Raw genomic sequence first — 26,424 nt, 5'->3', positions numbered from 1 at the left:
CCCGCCACGGGACAGGAGAGATCACCATGAAAGCCATCGCCCCCCTTGCCGCCATGCTGATCGGACTGGGCGCCGCGGCATCGGCGCAGGACATCACCGTGTCCTCGAAGATCGACACCGAAGGGGGGCTTCTGGGCAACATGATGCTGATCGCGCTGCAGGATGCGGGCCTGCCGGTGCAGGACCGCCTGCAACTGGGCGGCACGCCGATCATGCGCGACGCGATCACCTCGGGGCAGATCGACATCTATCCGGAATACACCGCCAACGGCGCCTTCTTCTTCAACGAGGCCGACAGCGACGTCTGGAAGGACGCGCAGGCCGGCTACGAACGCGTGGCTGAGTTGGACAAGGAACAGAACGACATCGTCTGGCTGCAGCCCGCGCCCGCGAACAACACTTGGGCCATCGCCGTCCGCCAGGACGTGGCCGAGGAGAACGACCTGACCACCATGACCGATTTCGGCGAATGGATCGCCGGCGGCGGCGACGTGAAGCTGGCGGCCTCGACCGAGTTCGTGACCTCGGCCGCGGCGCTGCCGGCGTTCCAGGAAACCTATGGCTTCACGATGAGCCCTGACCAGCTGGTGCAGCTGTCGGGCGGAGACACGGCCGCGACCATTGCGGCGGCGGCGCAGCAGACCTCGGGCGTGAACGCGGCGATGGTCTATGGCACCGACGGCGGCATCGCGCCCGCGGGCCTCGTGGTGATGGAGGATGACAAGGGTGTCCAGCCGGTCTATCAGCCCGCCCCCATCGTCCGTTCCGAAGTGCTGGAGGCGCATCCCCAGATCCGCGATGTGCTGGCGCCAATCTTCGAATCCCTCGACCTTGAAACCCTGCAGGAACTGAACGGCCGCATCCAGATCGGCGGCGAACCCGCCGCGACCGTCGCCCGCGATCACCTGACCTCGGCCGGCTTCATCGACTGATGGGGCGGCTGGACCGGCCGGGGCTGCTCTTCGCGCTGATCGGGCTGGCTGGGCTGGCCCTGCCGCTGGTGCAGTTCAAGCCGAACCGCATCGTCCTGGGCGAGGGCGTGGCGCTGTGGTCCGCCCTGCCCTGGGGCCTGCCGCTGGCCGTGGTGCTGGCGGCGGTGCTGGTCGGTGGGTGCTGGCGAATCGGCGCGGGCTGGCGGCTGGCGGCGGCGCTGGCGGCCCTTGTGGCGCTGGTGCTGGCGCTCGGCGCCTCGGCGGGTCACCTGACGCCCCCCGACAACACGCTGGCGCGGGTGTCGCCCGCCACTGGGTTCTGGCTGGCGACGCTGGCTTTTGCGCTGATGTTGGCCGACGCCATCACCCGGCTTCGGCCCAGCCTGGCGATGCGCTGGCTGCTTCTGGGGCTGGCCATCGGTCTGGTCGTCGCAGCCCTCGCATCTGGCATCGTCGACGGCATTTCCGTCATGCGCGAATACGAGGCACGCCGCGACATCTTCCTGAGAGAGGCGCGGGCGCATCTGCTGCTGGCCTTCGGATCGCTCGGGCTGGCGCTTCTGGTGGGGCTGCCGCTTGGCGTCGCGCTCTATCAGGCGCGGGGGCTGCGGAGGCCGGTCCTGTCGGTGCTGAACATCCTGCAGACGGTGCCGTCGCTGGCGCTGTTCGGGATCATGATCCCGATCTTTGGCTGGATCGCGGCGAACGTGCCCGGCGCGGCCCAGGCGGGCGTGGCCGGGATCGGCGTCTTTCCCGCGCTGGTGGCGCTGTTTCTCTATTCCCTGCTGCCGGTGGTGTCGAACACGCTGACCGGCCTGAACGGCGTGAATCCCGCGACCCGAGAGGCCGCGACCGGCCTCGGCCTGACGCGCGTGCAGGTCCTGTCCTCGGTCCTGGTGCCGCTGGCCCTGCCGGTGCTGCTGGCGGCGGTCCGGATCGTACTGGTGCAGAACATCGGCCTGGCGGTCATCGCAGGCTTGATCGGCGGCGGCGGTTTCGGCACTTTCGTGTTTCAGGGGTTGAACCAGACGGCCATGGATCTTGTTCTTCTGGGGGCGCTGCCCACCATTGCCCTGGCCCTGGTGGCGGGCATCGCGCTGGATTTGCTGGTCGAGGCGACGTCGCGCCGCCCCAAAGGAGCCTGAGATGTCGGACATGATCGAAATCCGCAACCTGACCAAGCGCTATGACGGCGCAGTCGCCGTGGAAGATGTCAGCTTCACGGTCGAATCCGGGCAGATCGCCGCCCTCGTCGGCACCTCGGGGTCTGGCAAGACCACGCTTCTGCGCATGATCAACCGGCTGGTCGAACCGACCAGCGGCCAGGTCCTGATCGACGGAGAGGATTCGCACAGCCTGCCCGGATATTTGCTGCGCCGCCGCATCGGCTATGCGATCCAGGGGCACGGGCTTTTTCCGCACCGCACGGTGGCGCAGAACATCGCCACGGTGCCGCGCCTGCTGGGCTGGAGCGCGGACCAGATCCGCGACCGCGTGGATGAGCTTTTGAACCTGTTCCAGCTGGACCCCGACGCCTTCCGCGACCGCATGCCGCACGAACTGTCTGGCGGCCAGCAGCAGCGCGTCGGCGTCGCCCGGGCGCTGGCGGCCAAGCCCGACCTTCTGCTGATGGACGAACCCTTCGGCGCGTTGGACCCGGTGATCCGCGCCAAGGCGCAGGACGACTTGCGCCACATCCAGCGCCAGCTGGGAACGACGCTGATCCTGGTGACCCACGACATGGAAGAGGCCGTGACCCTGGGCGACCGCATCGCGGTGATGGACAAGGGCCGTCTGGTCCAGTACGGGCCGCCGTCGGAAATCCTGACCGCCCCCGCCACACCCTTCGTGCGCGACCTGATCGGGATGCGGGAACGTCCCTTCCACCTGCTGTCGCTGACCCCCGCCCATGCCATCGCGACCGAGGGCGAAGCTCCCGGCGCCCCCATCGCCCGCGATGCCAGCCTGCGCGAGGCGTTGGCCGAATGCCTCTGGTCCGGGCGATCCGCCGTCCCGGTCGAGGGCGGGGGCATCGTCACCCTGGCGGCGCTTCAGGCTCATGCGGCGCCGACGGCGCGGGCGGCCGAATGATCGGACGCGTGCTGCTGGGCGCGGCCGTCCTGTTCCTGCTGGCCTTCCTGCTGACGCCCACCAGCTTTGCCTGGCTCTTCCAGCCCTTCACGCGCAACAACGCGCCGGCGATCTATACCCAGACGCCGCTGTGGTCGCTGACGCTGTCGCACCTGGCGCTGGTGGGGATGGCGGTCGTGGCTTCGACCGTGATCGCGCTGGTGCTGGCGGTACTGGTGACGCGGCCGGCGGGGCGCGAGTTCCTGCCCTTGGCCCGCACCGTCACGGCGGTCGGGCAGACCTTCCCGCCGGTCGCGGTTCTGGCGCTGGCCGTGCCGATCATGGGGTTTGGGGCTGGGCCGACGCTGGTGGCACTGTTCCTCTATGGGCTGCTGCCGGTTTTTGAGAATGCTCTGGCGGGTCTGACCGGCCAGCCGCCGCAGGTGGCGGAAGCCGCGCGCGGCATGGGCCTGACGCCAAGGCAGCGCCTGACGCAAGTCGACCTGCCGCTGGCCCTGCCGGTGATCCTGGGCGGCATGCGGCTGACGGCGGTGATCTCTCTGGGGACCGCGACCATCGGTTCGACCGTCGCGGCCAAGACCTTGGGCGAGGTGATCATCGCGGGTCTCCTGTCATCGAACACCGCCTTCGTCCTGCAGGGTGGTATGGTGGTCGGCATTATCGCCGTGCTGCTGCACGAAGGCTTCCAGACGCTTGAACGGATGGCTGCGGCCCGAACCGGCCTGAACCGCTAGCGCCGCAGCGCCGCCGACAGCGCGCCGGTCGCCGGGGCCGCATCGTCGAAACGTATCCCCGCCTCGATATGGCGCAGGTGGTCGTCCAGCAGCGCCAGCGCCCCGGCCTCGTCCCGGCGGGCGATCGCGTCGGTGATGCGGGCATGTTCGTCCTCGGCACACAGCGTCGCATGGCCAGTGCCATAAAGCCCGATGATCAGCGAGGATCGCATCGTCAACTCGTCAAGATAACGGGCCAGGACAGAATTGCGGCCGATCCGCGCCAGCAGGATATGGAACCCCCTGGAAAGCCGGATCGCCACAGGGCGGTTCTCGTGTCCGCGCGCCGCGTCTTCCTCGGCCAGGTGGGCGCGCAGGGCCGCGATGTCTGCAGGCGTCGCCTGCCGCACGGCGTTGCGGCAGATCGTGGTCTCGATGGCGCGGCGGGCCTGAAAGACGTCGCGCGCATCCTGCGGGGTGGGCGTCGCCACATAGGCGCCGCGATTGGGCAGATGATCGACCACCTGCCAACCCGTCAGCATCGACAGCGCGCGACGGACATGCAGCCGATTGCAGCCGAAGATCTCGGACAGGGCCTGTTCACCCAGCTTGGTCCCCGCCGCCAGCCGCTGGTCGGCGATGGCGTCAAGGATGCTGTCGACGATCAGGGCTTCCAAGGGCTTGTCCATGTCTTTCTCAATTGCACCTTGATCGGGCCTTCGCAACGCGATCTGGCCCATAATTTTTGCAGGAAATAAAGAATTGGATTGTTAACAATCCATGTTACCAATGTCGCGACTCACGTTATGGAGAAGCGGATGAAACTGGTCGTCATCAACCCCAACTCGACCCGGTCGATGACCGACAAGATCGTCGCCTCGGCACGCGCGGTCGCAGCCCCCGACACCGAGGTCGAAGGCCGCACCGCCCACGGCGCCCCCGCCAGCATCGAGGGTCATTTCGACGAGGTCATGTCGGCCGCCCACCTTTTGCGGGAAGTGCAGGCGGCCCGCGACGCCGACGCCATCGTCGTCGCCTGCTTCGACGACCCTGCCATCGGCGCCTGCCGCGAGGTCGCGACCGGCCCGGTCATCGGCATCTGCGAAGCCGCCGTGAAGGCCGCCAGCATGATCGCCACGTCATTCTCCATCGTCACCACCCTGCCCCGGTCCGTCCCCGTGATCGAGGAACTGGTGCGGAAGTACGGGCTGGACCACCAGTGCCGCCGCGTCCGCTCGGCCGCGATTCCCGTTTTGGCGCTGGAAGAGCCCGGATCGAATGCACGACAGCAGGTTCGTGCCGAAATCCTGCGCGCGATCGAGGAGGACCGCTGCGAGGCGGTGGTTCTGGGCTGCGCCGGAATGTCGGATCTGACTGAATGGCTGAGCGCCGAGACCGGCATCCCGGTCATCGACGGTGTGACCGTCGCCACGAAGCTGGCCGAGGCGCTGGTCGGCGCCGGGCTGAAGACCTCCAAGATCGGGGCCTATGCGACCCCCAACCAAAAATAAGAAACACCGCCACCTTCAGACAGGGAGTCTGACATGACCTATTCGGAGACGACGGCCGGCCTTGCGCCGGGGGCGGCAGGGGCCGCCGCCGACAAGAAGATGGGCGAGGAATCGCTGGCCCCCCAGAATGTGCGGATCATGGACCCCTGGTCCTACCTGTTCGCCTGGCTGGGCGGCTGCGTCAGCATCGGCACCTTCACGGTCGGATCGGGCCTGGTCGGCACGCTGAACCTGCTGCAGACGGTGCTGGCCATCGCCATCGGCTGCACGGTCATCGGCGTGGCGCTGATGATCAACGGCCGCGCGGGGCACAAATACGGCATCCCCTTCATGGTGCAGGCGCGCTCCGCCTATGGCTTCGGCGGCACGCGCCTGCCGGCGCTGGTGCGGTCGGTTCCCGCCATCGTCTGGTACGGATTCCAGAGCTGGATCGGCGCAGGCGCGCTGAATCTCGTCAGCGAGACGATGTTCGGCTATTCCAACATCTGGGTCTTCTTCATCGGCTTCCAGTTCCTGCAGATCGGCCTGTCGGTGCTGGGCTTTCATGGCATCAAGTGGCTGGAAAACATCGGCGCCGTCTTCATCATCGGCGCGCTGGTCTACATGTTCTTCAGCGTCATCGGGCGCTATGGCGACGCGATCAGCACCAACCTTCTGCAGGCCGAGGGCACCTGGGGCGCGCCCTTCTGGGGCGCGACGATGCTGTTCCTCGGCGTCTATTCGACGATGATGCTGAACGTGTCGGACTACTCGCGCGAACTGAAGCACCGTGTCGGGCCGGGCAAACAGGTGGCGATCTATGCGAACTCGATCCTGCCGGCGACGCTGTTCATGGGCCTGATCGGGCTGATGGTGTCCAGCGCCACCGGAGAGGTCGACCCGATCCGCGTCTTCGCCAGCGCCGTCGACAACAAGATCCTGTTGGTCGTCACGCTGCTGTTCATCGCTTTCGCGCAGGTGACGACGAACATCCTCAACAACGTGGTGCCGCCGGCCTATGCGATGATGGACGTCTTCAAGCTGCCCTTCAAGGCGGCCGCGGTCATCGTGGGCCTTCTGGCCTTCGCCACCTTCCCCTGGCTGCTGGTGCGCGACGAATCGGCGGCGGGGCTCGGGATCTTCATCCAGACATACAGCGCCTTCCTGGGACCGATCTTCGCGATCCTGGTCGTCGACTATTACGTGATCCGCCGCCAGACGCTGAACCTGGATCATCTCTACGACAGCGACGGCCCCTATCGCGGGGTCAACCCCGCCGCGCTGATCGCGACAGTCATCGGCGTGGTCGCCGCGCTGTGGTTCTCGGCCATCAGTTGGTATGCCAGCCTGATCCCGGCGGGCGTCAGCTACTGGCTGCTGATGCAGTACATGCCGGCCGCCCGCCGCTTCCGCGAATGAACGGACGGCCCCCGCGCAGGCGGGGGCCGCCGCCTTATGCCGTGACGGGCCGGACATCCCAGATGTCGCGCATATAGCCGCGGATCGTCCGGTCGGACGAGAAGAACCCTGACCGCGCGATGTTCAATGCTGCCATCCGGACCCAGCTTGCGGGATCGGCAAAGGCACGGTCCACCTGCCGCTGCATCGCGAAATAGGCGTCGAAGTCGGACGCCACCAGGAACGGATCGTCGTTCCAGGTCCGGTCCAGCAGCGAGTAATAGCTGTCGGCCTGGCCGAACCGCCCTTCGGCGATCAGCTGCAGCGCGACCTGCAGATCCTCGCTGGCTTCGATGGCGGCGCGTGCGTGGCCGGGGCGGGCCTTCTCGGCCGCGGCCTCCTCGGCGGTCAGGCCGAACAGGAAGAAGTTCTCGGAGCCGACAAGCTCTCGGATCTCGACATTGGCGCCGTCCAGCGTGCCGATGGTCAGCGCGCCATTCATGGTGAACTTCATGTTGCCGGTGCCCGACGCCTCTTTCCCGGCGGTGCTGATCTGCTCGGACAGGTCGGCGGCGGGGATCAGGTCCTCGGCCATCGAGACGTTGTAGTTCGGCGGATAGGCAATCTGCAGGTATTCCGAGGTGATCGGGTCGCTGTTGATCGTCGCCGCCACATCGTTGATCAGGTGGATCACCGATTTCGCCAGCCAGTATCCCGGCGCGGCCTTCCCGCCGAAGATCTTGACGCGCGGCGTCCAGCCGCCGTTCGGATCGTCGTGGATGCGGTGCCACAGGGCGATCGCCTCGAGGATGTTCAGCAGCTGGCGCTTGTATTCGTGCATGCGCTTGATCTGGACATCGAAGATCGCGTCCGGATCAGCCTTCACACCCAGCTTGGTCAGCAGGCCGTTCGAAAGCCAGACCTTGTTGGCGCGCTTGGCCGCGCGAAGGCTGTCGCGGAAGCTCGCGTCCTGGGCATGGTCCTCAAGCCCCTGCAGCTGGTCCAGATCGCCCGTCCAGCCGTTGCCGATGGTGTCGTCCAGCAGGCGGGTCAGCGAAGGGTTCGACATGCGCAGCCAGCGCCGGGGCGCGACGCCGTTCGTCTGGTTGACGATCCGGTCGGGATGCAGCTTGTGCAGGTCTGCAAAGACCGTGTCCCTGACCAGGTCGGTATGCAGCGCCGAGACGCCGTTCACCCGACCGGCCATGATGAAGGCCAGTTCGCCCATGTGCACCTGGTCGTTGTGGACGATGCCGACATGGGACGGACGGCCCGTCGCATCGCGATGATCGTCGTCGATCATCTGGATGATCTGCATGTGGCGCGGCAGGATGCGCCCCATCAGCCAGGTAGACCACCGCTCCAACGCCTCGGGCAGCAGGGTGTGGTTGGTATAGTTCAGCGTCGCGCGCGCCAGGTCGCGGGCGCGCTCAAACGGCAGGCCGTGGTCGTCCATCAGCAGGCGGATCAGCTCGGGTCCCGCGATGGCCGGGTGCGTGTCGTTCAGCTGGATCGCGACCTTCTGCGGCAGCAGGCTGAGGTCGTCATGCTCGGCCAGGAAGCGGCGCAGGATGTCCTGCAGCGCCGCCGAGGTCAGGAAGTACTCCTGCTTCAGCCGCAGCTCTTTGCCGGATTCGGTGGTGTCGTCAGGATAGAGGACCCGCGACAGCGTCCGGGCCAGCGCCTCGGGTTCGGCGGCGGCGGCATAATCGCCCGCGTTGAAGCGCGGCAGGTCCAGAAGCGTGGTCGGATGCGCGCCCCACAGGCGCAGGCTGTTGGCCCAGTCCCCGCCCCAGCCGATCACCGGCGTGTCATAGGCCCGCGCGATGACGCTTTCGCCCGGATGCCAGACCGCACGGCCGTCGACCGTCTCCACTTGTCCCTTGAAGCCGATCCGATAGCTGTAGTCGATGCGCACGAATTCCCAAGGGTGCGGCTGGTTCAGCCAGTCCTCGGGGCGTTCGACCTGCTGGCCGTTCTCGAAGCTCTGGCGGAAGAGGCCGTGCTCATAGCGGATGCCATAGCCGTAGGCGGGGCAGCGCAATGATGACAGCGATTCCATGAAGCAGGCGGCCAGGCGGCCCAAGCCGCCGTTGCCCAGCGCCGCGTCGGGTTCGTTGTCCAGGATCTCCTGCTCGTCCAGGCCAAGCTGGGTCAGCGCCTCGGCTATGGCGGGTTCAAGCTGCAGGTTGATGATCGCATCGCCCAGAATGCGGCCGATCAGGAACTCCATCGACAGGTAATAGACGCGCTTGGCGCCGTGATCCCTTGCCGCGCGGATGGCACCGACCCAAGGACCGACCATCAGGTCGCGCACGGTATAGCTGACGGCCAGCCGCCAGTCGAAGACGGTCGCGAACTCTGGCCCCCGGCCCTGGGTGTGGGTCAGGTGGAACAGGATTTTCTCGCGCAGGTCCTGCGCCGAAGGTGCTTGGGTCAATGTCGGCCTCATGGGCTGGAAAACGTCATGACAGCAAGGCGGCGGGGCGCTGTTACGGGCCCCCTGACGCGACTGTATCGCCGCCCTTGAAAAATCCACCGGATACGGCGGCCCTGTTGCCAGCCTTCGACGGCGTTTGGAAGTCAAACATTGGTGCAGGCCGCTACGTCAGCTTCCGGTTGTGGCATTAAGGCCTGAGATCGCGGCAGCTGAAGCTCAGGGCAATGGACACAGTACGAAGGCCACCACGCTTTCCGCCGACACCGGCTCGACCGAGATGGTAGGAAAATCAACGTCTCCGTCGGCGGCGCTGTCCAGTCTGCGGTGCCACTGTCCGTCGGCCGCGTCCGGCAGCCGGACCCGCGCATCGGGGCCGTTGTTGAAGACGACGAAGACCGCCCCCGGCAGTGCGGCATAGGGCGGTGTTCCCCGCGCCATGCGCATTTCGGCCGCCAGCAGCCGGCGGTCGGGGTCGTTCCAGTCTTCGGGCGTCATGGGCTGGCCGTCCTCGCGGCGCCAGAACAGGTCGGGCAGCCCGTCCTCCTCTCGTGGCTGGCTGTGCAGGAAGCGCTTCTGCCGCAGGATCGGGTGCGCCTGCCGGAAGGCGATCGCCCGGCGCACGAAGTTCAGGAACATCGGGTCGATACCGTCCCAATCCACCCAGCCGATCGGGTTGTCCTGGGCATAGGCGTTGTTGTTGCCGCCCTGCGAATTGCCCAGCTCGTCACCTGCCAGCAGCATCGGGGTTCCCTGAGACAGCAGCAGCGTGGCAATCAGGTTGCGGCGACGGCGATTGCGGCGGGCGATGATCGCGGGGTCTTCGCTCGGCCCCTCGACGCCCATGTTGTCCGACAGGTTGTGGTTGTGGCCGTCGCGGTTTTCTTCCCCGTTCGCATCGTTGTGCTTGTCGTTGAAGCTGACCGTGTCCATCAGCGTGAAGCCGTCATGCGCCGCCACGAAGTTGACCGAACTGCTGGCTGCCCGCCCGTCGTGGTCAAAGCGCGCGGCCGACCCGGCGATCCGCTTGGCCAGCTTGCCGACACGCCCCGGATCACCCCGCCAGAAGCCGCGCACCTGGTCGCGGAAGCGGTCGTTCCATTCCGCGAAGGGCGCCGGATAGCTGCCCAGCTGATAGCCGCCCGGCCCGATGTCCCAGGGCTCGGCGATCAGCTTGACGCGGTTCAAGACCGGGTCCTGGCGGACGGCGCGGAAGAACGGACCGTCGCGGTCGAAGGTGCCGCGCGTGCGCCCCAGGACCGAGCACAGGTCGAAGCGGAAGCCGTCCACATGCATCACCTGCACCCAATAACGCAGACTGTCCATGACCAGCCGCAGCGCGAAGGGACTGTCCAGGTTCAGGATGTTCCCCGTTCCCGCATGATTGACATAGAAGCGCCGGTCGTCCTCAAGGCAGTAATAGGCAGCGTTGTCCAGGCCGCGGAACGACAGGGTCGGGCCAAGCTCGTTCCCCTCGGCGGTGTGGTTATAGACGACGTCCAGGATCACCTCGATTCCGGCCTTGTGGAAGCGGGCGACCATCTGCTGGAATTCCGCAATGTCGGCGTTGCGCAGATAGCGCGGGTCGGGCGCGAAGAACCCATAGGACATGTAGCCCCAATAGTTCGTCAGCCCCCGGTCGGTCAGGAAGCGGTCGTCGGCGAAGGCATGGACGGGCAGCAGTTCGACCGCGGTGATGCCCAAGTTGACCAGGTGGTCCAGCACCGGTTCCGACGCCATGGCGGCGAAGCTGCCGCGGCCGTCGATGTCGGCGCGTCCGGCGGTCAGCCCCTTCACATGCGCCTCGTAGATCACCGTTTCGGTCATCGGGCGGTAGAGCGGTCGGTCGTCGTTCCAGGTGAAGGCCGGATCGGCCACGACCGATTTCGGCATGTGATGTGCGCTGTCGCGGCGGTCGAATGACAGGTCGGCGTCAGCATGCCCCGCGCGGTAACCGTAAAGCGCGTCATGCGCGGCAGGCTTGCCGGTCAGCCGCTTGGCATAGGGGTCGATCAGCAGCTTGTTGGCGTTGAAGCGGTGACCCTCGGCGGGACGATAGGGACCGTGGACGCGATAGCCGTATTTCTGGCCCGGCCGCAGCCCTTCCAGATAGCCGTGCCAGACATGGCCCTCCCGCTCGGGCAGGTCGATGCGGGTTTCGCGATTCCGGTCGTCGAAAAGGCATAGCACCACACGTTCGCCATGCTGCGAGAACACGGCGAAGTTCACGCCGGCACCGTCGAAGGTGGCACCCAACGGCGTCGGGTGCCCTGCGGAAATGCTGTAGCGGTCGGTCATTCAGGTCCGGTCAAGTCTGCATAAAGCTGCGCATAGGCGCGGGCCGACTGCGCCCACCCCACGGGTTGCGTCATGGCGTTCTTTTGCAACTGCAACCATGTTTCGGGGTCCCTGTAAAGGCTGCCAAGCCGCGCCAGAGCGTTGCACAGCGCCTCGGCCGTCACCGGAGAGAACTGCACCCCCGTCGCCACGCCCTGCGCCAGCGCGGCGGGCGAGGCGTTGATGACGGTGTCCGCCAGCCCCCCCGTCAGCGCCACGACCGGGATCGTGCCATAGCGCAGCCCGTACATCTGCGTCAGGCCGCAGGGTTCGAACCGTGACGGCACCAGGATGGCGTCGCCCCCTGCGATCAGGCGGCGCGAGAACGGCTCGTCATAGCCGATGCGGACCGAAACGTTGGGGTTCGTCGCGGCCTGGCGGAAGGCATGCTCCAGCCCCGGATCGCCCGATCCCAGCACCGCCAGCTGTCCGCCCTGGTCCAGGATGTCGGGCAGGATCTGCAGCACAAGGTCCAGCCCCTTCTGATGCGTCATGCGCGAGACGATGACGTAAAGCGGCCCCTCGGCCCGTGGCATTTCCAGTTCGGCCTGCAGCGCGGCCTTGGCGGCAGCCTTGCCCGCAGGGCTGTCATAGCGGGTGATGGCCGGGTCAGTCGCCGGATTCCAGGCGCTGTCGTCGATGCCGTTCAGGATGCCGTGCAGGGCATAGCGGCGGTGCTGCATGACGCCTTCCAGCCCCATGCCGAATTCGGGGGTCATCAGTTCCTCGGCATAGCTGGGGGACACGGTCGTCAGCGCATCCGACCCCATCAGCCCCGCCTTCAGCGCCGAGATCGACCCCCAGAACTCGTAGCCTTCGGTATGGAAACGCCAGGGGTCCAACCGCAGCGACTGCAGGCGGCCTGGATCGGTCGAGCCGTTGAAGGCGATGTTGTGGATGGTCAGCACCGTTTTCGTCCGGCCGCCCATCTGGCGCAGGTATTCGGTCATCAGTCCGGCCTGCCAGTCATGGCCGTGCAGCACCTGCGGGTGCCAGCCGTCCGCGCCGTGGGTGGCGACATGCGCGCCCACCCACGACAGGGCCGCAAAGCGTTCAGGGTTGTCCGGCCAGTCGCGCCCGTCGGGGTCGATATAGGGCCCGCCCGGCCGCGCGAACAGGTGCGGCGCGTCGATCGCCAGCAGGTCCAGCCCCGCCGCATGCCCTTGGACCAGCCGTGCGCCGCCACCGAAGAGGTCGTCGAACCAGCCGACCTGCTGCGCATCCGACAGCACGCCCATCACCGCCGGGTAGCCCGGCAGCAGCGTGCGCATTCGAACCCCCTGCCCCGCCAGCGCGCCGGGCAGCGCGCCCACGACATCGGCAAGTCCCCCGGTCTTGACCAGCGGCGCACATTCCGAGGCGACTGACAGGACCTGCATCACAGCGACGCCGCCCGGCGGTCCAGCATGTCCTGCGTGATCAGGGTGACGCCCTTTTCGCTGACGCGGAACCACTTGGCGTCGTCCTGCCGATCCTCGCCCACGACCAGACCTTCGGGGATAACGACGCGGGAATCGATCACCACGTTGCGCAGCCGCGCGTGGCGTTGGACGGTGACATGCGGAAGCACGACCGCATGGTCCAGAATGGCATAGCTGTTCGTGTGCACCTTGGTGAACAGCAGCGAGTTGCGGATCTCGGTCCCCGAGATGATGCAGCCCCCCGACACCATCGATGACAGCGCGATCCCCCGGCGGTCCTTCTCGTTGTGGATGAACTTGGCCGGCGGCGTGCTTTCGGAATAGGTCCAGATCGGCCAGTCGGTGTCCCACAGGTCCAGGTCGGGGGTAAAGTCCGTCAGGTCGATATTCGCGCTCCAGAAGGCATCGATGGTGCCCACGTCCTTCCAGTAGGCCGGGCCGCCGTCCGTGCGGACGCAGGAATCGTCGAAGCGGTGCGACATCGCCTTGCCATTCCTGACAAGCTCGGGGATCAGGTCGGTGCCGAAGTCGTGGCTGGAATCCGGGTCCTGCGCGTCGCGCAGCAGCAGGTCGCGCAGGAACGGCCAGCTGAAGACATAGATGCCCATTGATGCCAGGGCCTTGTCGGGATGCCCCGGCATAGCCGGCGGATCGGCGGGCTTTTCCAGGAAGGACAGGATGCGACCCTTGTCGTCGACATCCATGACGCCGAAGGCACTGGCCTCTTCCCTCGGGACGGTCAGGCAGCCCACGGTCACGTCGGCGCCGCTGTCCAGATGCTCGCAGAGCATGATCTCGTAGTCCATCTTGTAGATGTGATCGCCCGCCAGGATGATGACATAGTCGACGTCGTAATTGTCCACGATGTCGATGTTCTGCGTCACCGCATCGGCCGTGCCGCGATACCAGTGTTCGCCGGCGACGCGCTGGCTGGCGGGCAGGATATCCAGGAATTCGTTGCGTTCGGCGCGGAAGAAGTTCCAGCCACGGTGGCAGTGCCGGATCAGGCTGTGCGCCTTGTACTGGGTCGCCACCGCAATCTTGCGGATGCCCGAATTCATCGCGTTCGACAGGGCAAAATCGACGATCCGCGCCTTGCCGCCGAAATGGACCGCCGGCTTGACGCGCCGGTCCGTCAGCTCTTTCAGCCGGCTGCCGCGGCCCCCCGCCAGAACGAAGGCCATGGCCCGCCGTGTCACACGCTGCGTTTCCGCCATATCAATATCCTCCCCCTTGTAACCCTTGTCCTCTTAACGACGGCGACCCGCGCCGCGACGCCACCGCGCGGAAAAAATCTCCGCCACAGCCCCCACCTTAGCGCCGCAGGGTGGCCTCGCAATGCCTGTCGTGGCCACTGCTCCTTTGCCATCCCCCGCCGCCCGTGGTTGACTGGCGGCGAATCCCTGCAGCGGAAAGGTGACGGAATGGCGGAATGGTGGCGCGATGCGGTGATCTATCAGATCTATCCCCGCAGCTTTCAGGACAGCGACGGCGACGGCATCGGCGATCTGGCGGGCATCACCCGCCGGCTGGATCACGTGGCAGGCCTGGGGGCGGATGCCATCTGGCTGTCGCCGATCTTCACCTCGCCCATGAAGGACATGGGCTATGACGTCAGCGACTATACCGGCATCGATCCGCTATTCGGCACGATCGAGGATTTCGATGCCCTGGTCGACCGCGCGCACCAGCTGGGGCTGAAGGTGATCATCGACCAAGTCATCAGCCATTCCAGCGACAAGCACCCCTGGTTTGCCGAAAGCCGCGCCGACCGCACGAACCCCAAGGCCGACTGGTACGTCTGGGCCGACCCCAACCCCGACGGCACGCCGCCGAACAACTGGCTGGCCGTATTCGGCGGCCACGCGTGGGAGTGGGAGCCCCGCCGCCGCCAGTATTACCTGCACAACTTCCTGATCCAGCAGCCCGACCTGAACCTGTGGAACCCTGCGGTGCAGGATGCGCTGCTGGACACGATGCGCTTCTGGCTGGAACGCGGCGTGGACGGCTTCCGCCTGGACACGGTGAACTATTACTTCCACGACGCGCAGCTGCGGAACAATCCGCCCAATACCGAATACGACGGCCCTGACGTCTATGCCTGGCAGCGCCACGTGAATTCCCGCAACCAGCCCGAGAACATCGAGTTCCTCAAGCGCATGCGCGCGCTGACCGACGAATACGAAGGCCGGATGATGGTCGGAGAGGTCGGCGACAACGGCAAGACCGCCTTGGACATCATGGCGGAATACACCGCAGGCAATGACCGGCTGCACATGTGCTACAGCTTCGAGATGCTCAGCCGCAGCTTCTCGGCGCAGCATTTCCGCGACACGATCCGCGTGCTGCAGCAGAATGCGCCCGACGCGCATGCCTGCTGGTCCTTCTCGAACCACGACGTCGTGCGTCACGTCAGCCGGTGGGCAGACCACGCCTGCGACGGCGACTCGCTGGCGCGGCTTTCGGCGGCGATGCTGCTGTCCTTCCCCGGGACCATCTGCCTCTATCAGGGCGAGGAACTTGGCCAGACCGAAACCCAGTTGGTCTTCGAGGAACTGACCGACCCCCCCGCCCTGCGCTATTGGCCCGAGATCAAGGGCCGCGACGGCTGCCGCACCCCGATGGTCTGGGACGCGACCCAGCCGCATGCCGGCTTCTCGGATGGCCAGCCCTGGCTGCCCGTCAAGGATCCGCAGGCCGCCCGCGCCGTAGCCGGGCAGCAGGGCAGGAACGACAGCGTTCTGGCGACCTATCGCGCGATCTTGGCCTTCCGCAAGTCACAGGGCCCGCTTCGCTGGGGCCGGACGACGTTCCTCGATCTGCCCGAACCGGTGCTGGCCTTCCAACGCACGCATGAGGGCCGGACGCTGACCTGCGCCTTCAACCTGTCCGATCATCCGCAGGTGCTGCAGGTTCAGGACAGCGCGGTGCTCGAAGGGCCGTCGCAGGCGCGGCTGGATGGCGACCACCTGTCCCTGCCCGCCAAGGGATACGCCTGGCTGGACGGCGCGGTCAGCCTGACCGCCTGATCCGCACCGGCGCGGGCGTCACTCCTCGGGCCGGCGCCAGACGAACAGCGCCAGCCCCAGATAGATGCCCGCGCCACCGAATAGCACAGCCCAGAACTGGTTGCCCGTCCACAGCTCGACCGCGGCCCACAGCAACGGCATGGCGACGCTCAGCACGCGCACCCAGAGCGGTCTGAAGAACGGGGCGTTCGGATCGACAAGCATGATACGGTCTCGCAGTTCGGGGATCAGGTGCCAGGCGCGGCGCCGGCAGGGGGGGTCCGGGGGGCCGGCCCCCCGGCGGTCGCGGGACGCAACAGACCGCGCTGCCAGGGGGGTGCCTCGGCGAATGCGGCAGCGACATGGTCAATCAACGCGCGGGTCTTGCGCGGCATCGGCCTGACCGGCGGCCAGACAGCGCTGATCGGCAACGGCTGCTGCGGCAGTTCGGGCAGCACCTGCACCAGCCGCCCGTCGCGCAGCGCGTCATGCACGATGAACAGCGGCAGAAGCGCCAGCCCCAGGCCGCCGATGGCCATGTCGCGCATGGCCTCGCCATTGTTGGCCGTGATCCGCCCAAGTCGCGGCGGCTCGATGGCGGGGCCGAATGGCCAGACCTCGCCCATGCGGGCATGCAGGTATCCGATCGCCTCATGCCGGGCCAGGTCGGCAGGCGTCCCGATCCCGCCATGCTGGGACAGGTAATCCGGGCTGGCCACCAGCACCCGCGGATCCTCGCACAGCCGCCGCGCCATCAGGCTGCTGTCCTTCAGATGCCCGATCCGCAGTCCCAGGTCGGACCCAGCTCGCCCCAAGTCGGTCTGCCGGTCATCGTATTCGAGCACGATCTCCAGCCCCGGATGGGCGCGCGCGAAGCCCGCGATCACAGGTCCAAGGTGCCTGATGCCAAAGCTCATCGGCGCGGCGACGGCCAGCCTGCCTCGCAGCTCGGCATCGGCCGTCACGCTTTCTGTCGCGGCGACCAGTTCGGCCAGCGCCGGGCGCAGACGGTCGGCCAGCGCCAGGGCGCTGTCGGTGGGCGCGATCCGCCCCGCGTGCCTTGTGAACAAGGCCACGCCCAGCTCGGCCTCGAAATCGCTGATCCGCTTGCTGATCACCGATTTCGACAGGTCGTCCCGCGCCGCCGCGGCCGAAATGCTGCCGGCATCCAAGACCGCCAGGAAGGTGCGAATGTCAGACAGCGTCCAGTTCATCCCGCCACCATAGCGCCGCGCCCCCCGTTCGCAACAAGCGAACGCTGCGTTGCGTCGTGCACGCCTGCCACGAACGCCCAGCCTGCGCCATATTGCTTCCAAGGCAAGCAAAGGAGCTTCCCATGCAACTGACGGGTATCCATCACCTGACCGCCATCACCGCCGATGCGCCGGGCAACAACCGCTTCTATACCGAGACGCTCGGCCTGCGCCGGGTCAAGAAGACCGTGAACCAGGACGACACCTCGGCCTATCACCTGTTCTTCGCCGACGGCGCCGGCAGCCCCGGCACCGACATCACCTTCTTCGACTGGCCCGCCGCCCGCGAACGCCGCGGCACCAACGCCATCACCGGCACCGGCCTGCGCGTGGCCGAAGACAGCCTCGACTGGTGGGCCGGGCGGCTGGCCGGCCTGGGCGTCTCGACCGGCAAGGTCGGCACGCTCGATGGTCGCCCCAGCCTTGATGTGGAAGACCCCGAGGGCCAGCGGCTGCGCCTGGTCGCCGCCCCCACCCCCGCGGGCCAGCCCTGGGATCGCAGCCCGGTTCCGGCCGAACACCAGATCCAGGGACTCGGACCGATCACCATCTCGGTTCCCGACCTGGTACCCACGCAGGCGCTGCTGACCCAGGTCATGAACATGCGCCAGCTCCGCGACTATGCCAGCCCCGACGGCCACGGCCAGGTCCACGTGTTCGAGATGGGCGACGGCGGCGCTGCAGCGGAACTGCATGTCGCGGTCCAGCCTGACCTGCCCCGGGCGCGGCAGGGCGCCGGCGGCGTCCACCACGTCGCCTTCCGCGTCCCCGACACGGCCGCGCTGACCGAATGGACCGGCCGCGTCGGCCAGTTCCGCGTCGCCAGTTCCGGCGAGGTCGAGCGCTACTACTTCCGGTCGCTTTACTTCCGCGAACCGGGCGGCACCCTGTTCGAGTTGGCGACCGACGGGCCGGGCTTCGACGTGGACGAGCCCCGCGACAGCATGGGCGAAGGCCTGTCCCTGCCGCCCTTCCTGGAAGGTCGCCGCGCGCAGATCGAAGCCGGGCTGAAGCCCTTGGCCTGAAGGAGAAGACGATGACCACGATCTTGGGGCTTTCCGGCAGCCTGCGCCGGACGTCGTTCAACTCGGGCCTGCTGCGCGCCGCGCAGCAGGTCGCCCCCGATGGCGTGACCCTGTCCATCGGCAGCATCCGCGAGATCCCGCTCTATGACGGCGACCTCGAAACCGCCGAAGGCATTCCCGCCGCCGTCAGGTCGCTTGTCGACCAGTTGGCGGCGGCCGACGGGCTGCTGCTGGTGACGCCCGAATACAACAACGGCGTTCCCGGCGTCCTCAAGAACGCCATCGACTGGATGTCGCGCGGCGACGGGCTCAAGGTCTTCAAGGGCAAACCGGTCGCGGTGATCGGCGCCTCTCCGGGCAATTTCGGCACGGCTCATGCGCAATCTCATTGGCTGCCGGTGCTGCGGATGCTGAACACCCGCCCTTGGTTCGAAGGACGTTTAATGGTGTCGCGCGCGGGCGACCTCTTCGATGAACGGGGCGAACTGACCGACGAAAGGACCCGCCAGAAGCTGGCCGACTTCGTCGCAGGCTTCACCGCCAGCCTGACCGCGCGAGGGGCCCGATGACACCGGGCGCAATCGACCATGTCGTGCTGACCGTGCGCGACCTGCCGGGCACGGCCGCGTTCTATGAAAGGTGCATCGGCCTTGAGCCCTTGGGCGGCGACGGCAGAGTGCGCCGCCTTGGTGCGGGCGGGCGCGTGCTGATCGAGCTGCGCGGCGACCCAGCCGCCCGCCCGCGGGACCCGCGACAGGCAGGGCTTTTCCACGTCGCGATCCTGCTGCCCGCGCGGGCGGACCTTGCGTCATGGCTTCGCCACGCTGCCGATACAGACCTGCGCCTGACGGGCGCATCGGATCACGGGGTGTCCGAGGCGATCTATCTGGACGACCCCGAGGGGAACGGGATCGAGATCTATCGCGACCGGCCGTCCGACAGCTGGACCCGCCACGGCGACCGGATCGAGATGACGACGGCACGGCTGGACCTTGCCGCGCTGGCGGCAGAGGCCAGAACGCCTTGGGATGGCGCCCCCGACGGCACGATCATCGGTCATGTCCACCTGCAGGTGGGCGATGTCGATCAGGCCGATGCCTTTCTGACCGGCGATCTGGGCCTGACACGCACCTTCGACGCTCCGGGCGCGGCCTGGTACGGCTGGAACGGCTATCACCACCATCTTGCGGCGAACACTTGGAACAGCCACGGGGCGGGCCGACGTCCCACCGGCATGGCCGGGCTGGAGGAAGTCGTCCTGCGCGGCCTGCCGGAAGAAACGATAAAAAAATTCGATCCATGGGGGAACAAGTTCACCCGGACCGAGTTGTAGGCTGTGTTCGAATTTCGAGAGTACGTCCCCGCCGCCGAGGCCTCGGCGGCGGGGCTTTTTCATGCCGCGTTCCGGCTCAGCCAAGCTTGGGCTCGGACCATGTCATCCGCCCCGATCTCGTGCCCTGCCGGGACGACCTGCGCGTCCAGATCCGCGCCGCTGGCCGCAAGCCAGTCGTTCAGCGCTGGTGCGTGGGCGCCATAGGGATCCTGCGCGCCCTGCAGGGTCAGGACCGACACGCCCGACAGGTCGGCCACCGGCTGCGGCTCCAGCACCGCCATCGGGCGCATCAGGATCGCGCGCCGGATCAGCCTTGGATGCAGCGCCATCACCGCCCCGGCGAAGTTCGCGCCGTTCGAATACCCCAGCACCGTCAACCGGTCGGCGTCGATGCCATAGGCCGCAAGGGCGCCGTCCCAGAAGGCCGCGAAGGCCGCCGCCTCGGACCGGATGTCGGCCTGGTCGAAGCTGGTCATCGACAGGCGACGGAAGAACCGCGCCACGCCTTCCTCGGTCGACCGCCCGCGCACGCCGATCAGCGTCGCGCGCGGTGCGATGCGATGGGCTAGCGGCATCAGGTCGGTTTCCGACCCGCCGGTGCCGTGCAGCAGCAAGAGAGTCGATCCGTCAGCATCCTCTGGCGCATGGATGCGGTGGATGAAGGGCAGGTCGCGCATGGGTCTCCTTTCCTCGCCCGGTCGGGCGAATTGCGGCAGGTGCAGCCGCAGGTCGGTGTCGTCATCGACATGCGGCGGGACCTTCAGGGTCCGGCCGAGGGCATCTGGCGCCTCGTCCACGGCCATGCCGGGGCCGTCGGTCGCCAGTTCGATCAGCGTGTTCGCCGGTTCGCGCACATATAGCGACGTGAAATACAGCCGGTCGTGGACGGTCACCTCCGTCAGCGCATCGCGATGCGCGGCAATCGCGGCCACGTCGGGCATGCGCAGCGCGACATGGTCGATGATCCCGGTGCCCGGAATGCCCGGCACGAAGCCGCCAGCGTCGCGGATGTCCAGCACGTCGTTATCCGACACCATCCGTGTCACCCCGCCTTCCACCGCATCGGCTCGATAACCGAAGCGAGACAGGAAGGACGCCGTGGCGGCGGCATCGCCCGACCAGATGGTCACCCCGGCCAGGCGCACGGGGGCGGCCGGCCAGCCGCCGTCGGTGATGTCGGTGCCGACCAGCTTGACGATGATCCCGTCGGGGTCCTTCAAGCGCAGCACAGGGGCGCCGAATTCACGCACCGGCCCCTCGACTCGCAGGCCGTGCTGCATGGCGCGGGTCAGCCAGTCGCCGATGCGGGCACGCGGGATCGCCAGCGCGATCTCGGCCACCTGGCCATGGCCCACCCGGCCAGGTGCCCCGTCCTGCCAGACGAGGAAGCTGACCAGCGAACCAGGGCTGCCGGCGGCATCGCCATAGAACAGGTGCAGCTGCCGGGCATCCTCGAAGCCCGCGGTCTGCTTGACCAGCGACAGGCCCAGAAAGCCCATCCAGAAGTCGACATTCGCCTGCACGTCACGGGTGACGGCGGTCACGTGATGAAGTCCTGATGTCATCGCGGATCTCCTTTCCGACTCAAGATGCGTCCGGCGGACCCCATGCGCCATTGCCCGGCGCGCCAACCTGGTGTTCGACGGGGCCGAACGGATCGCCCCTTGCCCGTTCGCCGGTTTGCGCCCACCGTCAGACAAGCAGAAACGGAGCAAGCCATGATCAAGACACCGCAGGACGTGTTGGACTTCTGGTTCTCGGACCAGATGAAGCCCAACTGGTTCGCCAAGTCCGACGAAATCGACGCCCGCATCCGCGACGACTTCGCCACCACCTATCAGGCAGCCCATGATGGCCGGCTGGAGCACTGGATGCAGGATGCCGACAGCGCGCTGGCGCTGGTGATCGTGCTGGACCAGTTCCCGCGCAACATCCATCGCGGCGACGCGCGCAGCTTCGAATCGAACGACATCGCCCTGCGCCACGCCCGCGCCGCCCTTAACCAGGGCTTTGATCGGACGCAGTCGCCCGACCGGCGGCAGTTCTTCTATCTGCCCTTCATGCACAGCGAGGATCTGGCCGACCAGGAACGCTCGGTTGCGCTGTACGAGGCGCTTGGCGATGACAACTCACTGCGCTTCGCCCGGGACCACCGCGACATCGTCGCCCGCTTCGGCCGCTTTCCGCATCGCAACGCCGTCCTCGGCCGCGACAGCACCCCCGAGGAGGCCGAGTTCCTGAAGACGCATTCCGGCTTCTGATCTTGCGGGCGCAGGCCGGGCCCCCTAGCCTTCGGCGCATGGACCAGCTGCCCTGCTTCTATGCGCCCGACACCGCCGCCCATGATCCGCAGTTCTGGATGCTGCGCGGCGTGCCGATGCGGAACAAGGAAAGCGCCGAACGCGCCGAACGCCTGCTGGCGGGCGTGGCGGCGGCGGGATTGACGGTCGGCGACCCCCCGGTGACCGACCGCGCGGCGATGCATGCCATCCACACGCCCCGCTATCTGCGCTTCTTGCAAACCGCTTGGCAGGAATGGCAGACCGCCCCCGGCGCCGGACCCGAGGTGGTGGCGAACCTGCATCCGCAGAAGGCCACGCAGACCTATCCGTCGGGGATCACCGGCCGGGCGGGCTGGCACATGGCCGACACAGGCTGTCCGCTTGGCCGTGACACCCATGCCGCCGCGCTGCGGGGCGTGGACACCGCCCTGGCCGCGACCGATGCGGTGATGCGGGGGGCGCGGGCGGCATATGCGCTCTGTCGGCCACCGGGTCACCATGCCGATGCCGACACGGCGGCGGGGCATTGCTTCCTGAACAATTCGGCCATCGCCGCGCAGGCCTTGCTGTCCCGGCACGACCGCGTCGCCGTGCTGGACATCGACGTCCACCACGGCAACGGCACCCAAGACATCTTCTATGACCGCGCCGACGTGCTGACGGTGTCGGTCCATGCCGATCCCAATGCGTTCTATCCCTTCTTTCTGGGCCACGCGCACGAGACCGGGCGCGGCGCGGGCGAGGGCTTCAACCTGAACCTGCCGCTGCCACCGGGGACCGGCGACGCGTCCTGGCTGCAGGCCATCGACCGCGCGCTGCAGCGCATCCGCGATTTCGCGCCCGGTGCGCTGGTGCTGGCACTGGGTCTGGATGCGCACGAGAACGATCCATTCAAGGGGTTGCGCGTGACCACGCCTGCCTTCGGCAACGCGGCCCGGATGATCCGCGCCCTGAACCTGCCCACCGTGATCGTGCAAGAGGGGGGCTATCTGTCCGAGGATCTGACCCTGAACATCGCCAGCCACCTTCGGGGCTGGATCGGAACGCCCTGACCGGCCTATAGCGGGCGCGGAACGGGAAGGGGCAACATGCGGATCTGCGTCATCAATACAGGAGGCACCATCGCCAGCGTCGGCCAACCGCTGGCACCCATGCCGTCGAACCGCTTCGCCGCCGCGGTGACGGACCTGCTGGGATCGGCGCTGGCCGCCGCGTTGCCGGGCGACCGGCTGCACCTGGACAGCGGTTTGCGTTTTTTGGGCGGTGGGCTTCTGGACAGCACCGACCTGCGGCCATCGGACTGGTGCCGCATCGCCCGCCGGGTGCTGGAGCTTTATGCCGACCACGATGCCTTCGTGATCCTGCACGGCACCGACACGATGGATTTCACCGGCGCCGCGCTGCCCATGCTGCTGAACGTCTTCGACAACATGGGCATGGCGCGTGCGGCGCTGTCAAAGCCGGTGATCCTGACGGGCTCTCAGCTGCCGCTGTTTCGCGACACGTCGCAGGGGCTGGTCCTGAACGCGGGCAGCGACGGCTTTGCGAACCTGGCCGGGGCGCTGCAGGCCGCGCGCCTGCGCCTGCCCGAGGTGGCGATCTTCTTCGATGGCAAGCTGCTGCGCGGCAACCGGGCGCTGAAGGTGTCATCTACACGGTTCGCCGGGTTCGACAGCCCGCACCTGTCGCCGCTGGCCGAGATCGGCATCGGTGTGCATCACGGGCTGGCCGGTTCCCTTGGCGGACCTGCCGCGCCGGACCTGGCACTGGACGATCCCGCCGCCCGCGCGCTGGCGCTGGCGCAGCTGGACACGGTGCAGTCCTGCATCGACGACCAGCGCATCGCCCAGATCCCGGTGGTGCCGTCGGACCACGGCGCCCCCCGGCCTCTGCTGGCGCGGATGATCCGGGACGCGCTGGACGGCGGCGCGACGGGCCTGGTTCTGGAAGGCTTCGGCGAAGGCAACATTCCCGCGGGCAACGGCGCCATAGAGGCGGCGCTGATGGATGCGCCCGTCCCCGTCCTGATCGCCAGCCGCGCCATCGGCGGGCAGGTCGGCGCCTTCCACTATGCCGCAGGGGCCTGGATCGACGGCACCGGAGCCATCGCCGCGGGCGACATGACCCCCGTCGCCGCGTGGGCCAAGATGGCGGTCCTGAACGCCGCCGCCGCACATCATGGCTGGGGCGCGGCCACGCTCCGGGCGCTGCTGGTGCGCAGCCTGAATGGTGAATGCGCCCCCCTCGACCGGATCGTGGGGCCGTTGCAGCCGGGCCGGCGTCTGACCGCGGCGGATGGGGATGTCCTGCTGCTGAACGATCCGGACCTGGGGCCGCAGCTGCGGGCCGCGGGCAGGGTCCTGTGGCAGGGGCCCTCGCCGGGCCGCCTGCAGATGCAGGGCGACCGGCTGGCGCTGATCGCGCCGGACGGGACCGTCGCCTGGACCAGTCCGCCCGCGCAGCCGGATGCCGTTCCGGTCCTGACAGCGTCACCGCCGTCCCTGGTCTTGGTCGACCCCGGCCGCCGCGCCGCCCCGGTCACGGCTCTGGCAGGCTGACAGGCGGCGCGGCCTGCGCTAGCAAGGACCTACATTCTGAAGGAGCGCCCATGCCGCTGATCCATGTCCTGAACGGTCCGAACCTGAACCTGCTGGGCAAGCGCCAGCCCGAGATCTATGGCCGAGAGACGCTGGCCGATCTCGAGGCGATGTGCCGGGATGCCGCGGCGCCGCACCAGATCCGCTTCCTGCAGTCGAACTGGGAAGGCCAGATCGTCGACTGGATCCACGAGGCGCGGGACGAGGCCGCCGGCATCGTCATCAACCCCGCCGCGCTGACCCACACCTCGGTCGCGGTGCTGGACGCGCTGAACGCCTTCGACGGCCCGGTGATCGAGGTGCATATCAGCCAGATTCACAAACGGGAACCGTTTCGCCATCATTCCTATGTGTCGAAGCGCGCGGATGGCGTCATCGCGGGGCTGGGGCTGGGGGGTTATGTCGCTGCCCTGCGGCATATGGCGACGCTGGTCTGACGCGACCGCCGGACCCGGCCGCAGGGAGGAGGGTGCGGCAGGCCCGGCGGTTCTTGTGCGGCCCGTTACCGGACGCGGAGGAGGAGACGTCGCAGGGCCACCGGCCCCGTAACTTCAGGATGCCCGCCCTCGGGGACGATGTCATACCCTGATGCTGCAGCGCCGCATCGGCGGCAGGACCCTGCCTGCGGCGGTCGAGGGCGCGATGGCATCGAAGTTCCGCAACAACGGGCAGACGTGCAGGATCAAGGGCGAATGCCCGCTTTTCGTGCAGTCAGGAGTTGTCGTGCTGCATCCGGTCCGATTCGTGGCCCTGGTCCGACACCCGCAGCGCCCGCAGATAGGTCCGCGACCACCAGGCGACGTCGTGGGACATCACTTCCTCGAGCAGAGTGGCGTGACGGCGGCGGCGTTCTTCCTTGGGCATCCGCATCGCCTCGGCCATGGCCTGCGCCAGGTCGTGCGGGTCGTGGGGGTTGATGATCAGCGCGTCGGGCATCTGCTCGGCCGCGCCTGCAAAGCGCGACAGGATCAGGACACCGGGATCCTCGGGGTTCTGGGCGGCGACATATTCCTTGGCAACCAGGTTCATGCCGTCGGCCAGCGGCGTGACCAGGCCGATATGCGCCTGCCGGAACAGCCCCGCCAGCACGTTGCGCGGCACGGATCGGTGGATGAACCGGATCGGCGTCCAGTTCAGGGTCGAGAATTGGCCGTTCACCCGGCCGGCCAGGTGCTCGGTTTCCTCGCGGATGACCTGATAGGCCTCGACCTCGCCCCGCGTGGGCGGGGCGATCTGCAGGAACGAGATCTTCTCGATCAGCTCGGGGTCCTGCTCCAGCAGGATCTGGAAGGCACGGAACCGCTGCGGGATGCCCTTGGAGTAATCCAGCCTGTCGACCCCGATCATCAGCTTGGCGTCGGTCAGGGTGCGGATGCGGTCCTCGTCAGGGGCGGCCTCGGCCTCGGCCACGAAGGCCGCGGCATCGATCCCGATGGGGAAGACCTGGGCGTGGATCTTGCGGTCGTCCAGAAGGAAGCTGGTCGGCGACAGCTGGGTGACCTGGGTCAGCTGGCGTGCGCTTTCGGCGAAGGCACCCAGGTCGCGCTGCGCCTGGAACCCCAGCAGGTCGAAATGCGACAGCCATTCAAACAGCTCCTCGGGGTTCGGCAGGGCAGCGCAATCGGCGGGGCCGGGAAACGGAATGTGCAGGAAATGCCCGACGGGGGCGGTCACGCCCAGCTTCCGCAGCTCGGCCGCCAGGGGGAACAGGTGATAATCCTGCACCCAGATCCGGTCACCCTCGCGCAGATGCGGCAGCATCATCCGGGCGATCCGCGCATTCACCCGGCGATAGCCATCCAGATATTCCGGCAGGATGCGCATCAGGTTCGGCCGCCCATGGCAGAGCGGCCACAGGATCGAATTCGAATACCCCAGATAGTATTCCTCGTGGTCCTGCTGCGTCAGGTCGAAGGACAGCCGGTCGAACGGCGCGCCGGGATTGTCCTGCAGGTCGTCCGACGGATCGTCGACCACTTCTCCGGAAAAGCCGATCCAGACCCCGCCCGAGCTGCGCAGCGCATCTTCCAGCGCGACGACAAGGCCGCCCGAGGGGTTGTCACCCAGAGGCAGGCGGTTCGAGACGACGATCAGGCGCGACATGCTT

At 67.5% G+C, this 26,424-nt stretch carries 23 protein-coding genes; 14 read left to right on the top strand and 9 right to left on the bottom strand.

Annotated elements, in window-relative coordinates; all coding sequences use genetic code 11:
• The first annotated feature begins 26 nt into the window (after nt 1-26).
• The 4 genes from osmF to OC184_RS08785 are packed head-to-tail and all read left to right on the top strand — an operon-like array spanning nt 27 to nt 3,757.
• A complete protein-coding gene (gene osmF, locus OC184_RS08800) occupies nt 27-932 on the top strand; it encodes a glycine betaine ABC transporter substrate-binding protein OsmF (RefSeq protein WP_265506831.1) in 906 nt (301 codons plus the stop codon).
• Nucleotides 932-2,077, top strand: a complete 1,146-nt coding sequence (locus OC184_RS08795) for an ABC transporter permease (protein WP_265506830.1) — start codon at nt 932-934, stop codon at nt 2,075-2,077. Before osmF ends, OC184_RS08795 begins: the two co-directional genes overlap by 1 nt.
• 10 nt (nt 2,078-2,087) lie before the next feature.
• A complete protein-coding gene (locus OC184_RS08790; protein ID WP_265506848.1) occupies nt 2,088-3,023 on the top strand; it encodes an ABC transporter ATP-binding protein in 936 nt (311 codons plus the stop codon).
• Nucleotides 3,020-3,757 (top strand): ABC transporter permease, encoded by a 738-nt coding sequence (locus tag OC184_RS08785; protein ID WP_265506829.1) that lies wholly within the window; start codon nt 3,020-3,022, stop codon nt 3,755-3,757. The genes OC184_RS08790 and OC184_RS08785 overlap by 4 nt, the downstream gene beginning before the upstream one ends.
• On the opposite strand, the gene OC184_RS08780 is transcribed toward OC184_RS08785, so the two are convergent.
• Complete coding sequence (locus OC184_RS08780) at nt 3,754-4,425, bottom strand: GntR family transcriptional regulator (RefSeq protein ID WP_265506828.1); 672 nt, start codon at nt 4,423-4,425, stop codon at nt 3,754-3,756. The genes OC184_RS08785 and OC184_RS08780 overlap by 4 nt on opposite strands.
• 129 nt (nt 4,426-4,554) lie before the next feature.
• Between OC184_RS08780 and OC184_RS08775 the strand changes: the two genes are divergently transcribed.
• Both OC184_RS08775 and OC184_RS08770 read left to right on the top strand, forming a co-directional pair.
• Nucleotides 4,555-5,247, top strand: a complete 693-nt coding sequence (locus OC184_RS08775) for an aspartate/glutamate racemase family protein (protein ID WP_265506827.1) — start codon at nt 4,555-4,557, stop codon at nt 5,245-5,247.
• 33 nt (nt 5,248-5,280) lie between these two features.
• Nucleotides 5,281-6,645, top strand: a complete 1,365-nt coding sequence (locus tag OC184_RS08770) for an NCS1 family transporter (protein ID WP_265506826.1) — start codon at nt 5,281-5,283, stop codon at nt 6,643-6,645.
• Nucleotides 6,646-6,679: 34 nt separating this feature from the next.
• Here the strand turns inward: OC184_RS08770 and OC184_RS08765 are convergent, their stop codons facing one another.
• The 4 genes from OC184_RS08765 to glgC all read right to left on the bottom strand — a co-directional run bounded on the left by OC184_RS08765 (nt 6,680) and on the right by glgC (nt 14,036).
• Entirely contained in the window at nt 6,680-9,076 is a 2,397-nt protein-coding gene (locus tag OC184_RS08765; RefSeq protein WP_378927004.1) for a glycogen/starch/alpha-glucan phosphorylase, read from the bottom strand.
• Between the two features lie 204 nt (nt 9,077-9,280).
• Nucleotides 9,281-11,359 (bottom strand): glycogen debranching protein GlgX, encoded by a 2,079-nt coding sequence (glgX, locus tag OC184_RS08760; RefSeq protein ID WP_265506824.1) that lies wholly within the window; start codon nt 11,357-11,359, stop codon nt 9,281-9,283.
• Complete coding sequence (gene glgA, locus OC184_RS08755; protein ID WP_265506823.1) at nt 11,356-12,780, bottom strand: glycogen synthase GlgA; 1,425 nt, start codon at nt 12,778-12,780, stop codon at nt 11,356-11,358. The genes glgX and glgA overlap by 4 nt, the downstream gene beginning before the upstream one ends.
• Nucleotides 12,777-14,036: a glucose-1-phosphate adenylyltransferase gene (gene glgC, locus OC184_RS08750; RefSeq protein WP_265506822.1), complete on the bottom strand. Its 1,260-nt coding sequence runs from the start codon at nt 14,034-14,036 to the stop codon at nt 12,777-12,779. The genes glgA and glgC overlap by 4 nt, the downstream gene beginning before the upstream one ends.
• Before the next feature lie 207 nt (nt 14,037-14,243).
• Here glgC and OC184_RS08745 point away from each other — a divergent pair, with 207 nt between their 5' ends.
• Entirely contained in the window at nt 14,244-15,848 is a 1,605-nt protein-coding gene (locus OC184_RS08745; RefSeq protein ID WP_265506821.1) for an alpha-glucosidase family protein, read from the top strand.
• Between the two features lie 18 nt (nt 15,849-15,866).
• Here OC184_RS08745 and OC184_RS08740 read toward each other — a convergent pair whose 3' ends face one another.
• Both OC184_RS08740 and OC184_RS08735 read right to left on the bottom strand, forming a co-directional pair.
• On the bottom strand, nt 15,867-16,052 hold the full coding sequence (locus OC184_RS08740) for a hypothetical protein (RefSeq protein ID WP_265506820.1): 186 nt from the start codon (nt 16,050-16,052) through the stop codon (nt 15,867-15,869).
• 23 nt (nt 16,053-16,075) lie between these two features.
• The gene (locus OC184_RS08735; RefSeq protein WP_265506819.1) at nt 16,076-17,041 is read right to left on the bottom strand and encodes a LysR family transcriptional regulator; all 966 of its coding nucleotides are present in this window, start codon (nt 17,039-17,041) and stop codon (nt 16,076-16,078) included.
• Nucleotides 17,042-17,163: 122 nt separating this feature from the next.
• On the opposite strand from OC184_RS08735, the gene OC184_RS08730 reads away from it, so the two are divergent.
• The 3 genes from OC184_RS08730 to OC184_RS08720 are packed head-to-tail and all read left to right on the top strand — an operon-like array spanning nt 17,164 to nt 19,438.
• The gene (locus OC184_RS08730) at nt 17,164-18,105 is read left to right on the top strand and encodes a ring-cleaving dioxygenase (RefSeq protein ID WP_265506818.1); all 942 of its coding nucleotides are present in this window, start codon (nt 17,164-17,166) and stop codon (nt 18,103-18,105) included.
• Between the two features lie 11 nt (nt 18,106-18,116).
• Nucleotides 18,117-18,674 (top strand): NADPH-dependent FMN reductase, encoded by a 558-nt coding sequence (locus OC184_RS08725; protein ID WP_265506817.1) that lies wholly within the window; start codon nt 18,117-18,119, stop codon nt 18,672-18,674.
• Nucleotides 18,671-19,438, top strand: a complete 768-nt coding sequence (locus tag OC184_RS08720; RefSeq protein WP_265506816.1) for a VOC family protein — start codon at nt 18,671-18,673, stop codon at nt 19,436-19,438. The genes OC184_RS08725 and OC184_RS08720 overlap by 4 nt, the downstream gene beginning before the upstream one ends.
• A 59-nt stretch (nt 19,439-19,497) precedes the next feature.
• Here OC184_RS08720 and OC184_RS08715 read toward each other — a convergent pair whose 3' ends face one another.
• Nucleotides 19,498-21,003, bottom strand: a complete 1,506-nt coding sequence (locus OC184_RS08715) for a VOC family protein (protein ID WP_265506815.1) — start codon at nt 21,001-21,003, stop codon at nt 19,498-19,500.
• 153 nt (nt 21,004-21,156) lie between these two features.
• Here OC184_RS08715 and OC184_RS08710 point away from each other — a divergent pair, with 153 nt between their 5' ends.
• Genes OC184_RS08710 through aroQ form a run of 4 tightly spaced genes read left to right on the top strand, consistent with a single transcriptional unit; the run spans nt 21,157 to nt 24,754 of the window.
• Nucleotides 21,157-21,699, top strand: a complete 543-nt coding sequence (locus OC184_RS08710) for a DUF924 family protein (RefSeq protein ID WP_265506814.1) — start codon at nt 21,157-21,159, stop codon at nt 21,697-21,699.
• Between the two features lie 38 nt (nt 21,700-21,737).
• Nucleotides 21,738-22,772 (top strand): histone deacetylase family protein, encoded by a 1,035-nt coding sequence (locus tag OC184_RS08705; protein ID WP_265506813.1) that lies wholly within the window; start codon nt 21,738-21,740, stop codon nt 22,770-22,772.
• 36 nt (nt 22,773-22,808) lie between these two features.
• Nucleotides 22,809-24,278, top strand: a complete 1,470-nt coding sequence (locus OC184_RS08700) for an asparaginase domain-containing protein (protein ID WP_265506812.1) — start codon at nt 22,809-22,811, stop codon at nt 24,276-24,278.
• Between the two features lie 50 nt (nt 24,279-24,328).
• The gene (aroQ, locus tag OC184_RS08695) at nt 24,329-24,754 is read left to right on the top strand and encodes a type II 3-dehydroquinate dehydratase (protein ID WP_265506811.1); all 426 of its coding nucleotides are present in this window, start codon (nt 24,329-24,331) and stop codon (nt 24,752-24,754) included.
• A gap of 274 nt (nt 24,755-25,028) precedes the next feature.
• Here the strand turns inward: aroQ and OC184_RS08690 are convergent, their stop codons facing one another.
• On the bottom strand, nt 25,029-26,420 hold the full coding sequence (locus OC184_RS08690) for an alpha,alpha-trehalose-phosphate synthase (UDP-forming) (protein WP_265506810.1): 1,392 nt from the start codon (nt 26,418-26,420) through the stop codon (nt 25,029-25,031).
• Nucleotides 26,421-26,424 lie beyond the last annotated feature (4 nt).

It is taken from the genome of Paracoccus rhizosphaerae (assembly GCF_026162645.1).
In the GTDB taxonomy this organism is placed as follows: Bacteria; Pseudomonadota; Alphaproteobacteria; order Rhodobacterales; family Rhodobacteraceae; genus Paracoccus; species Paracoccus rhizosphaerae.
Note: the sequence above shows the minus strand (reverse complement) of the source record. Positions and strands in the feature narration are given on the sequence as shown.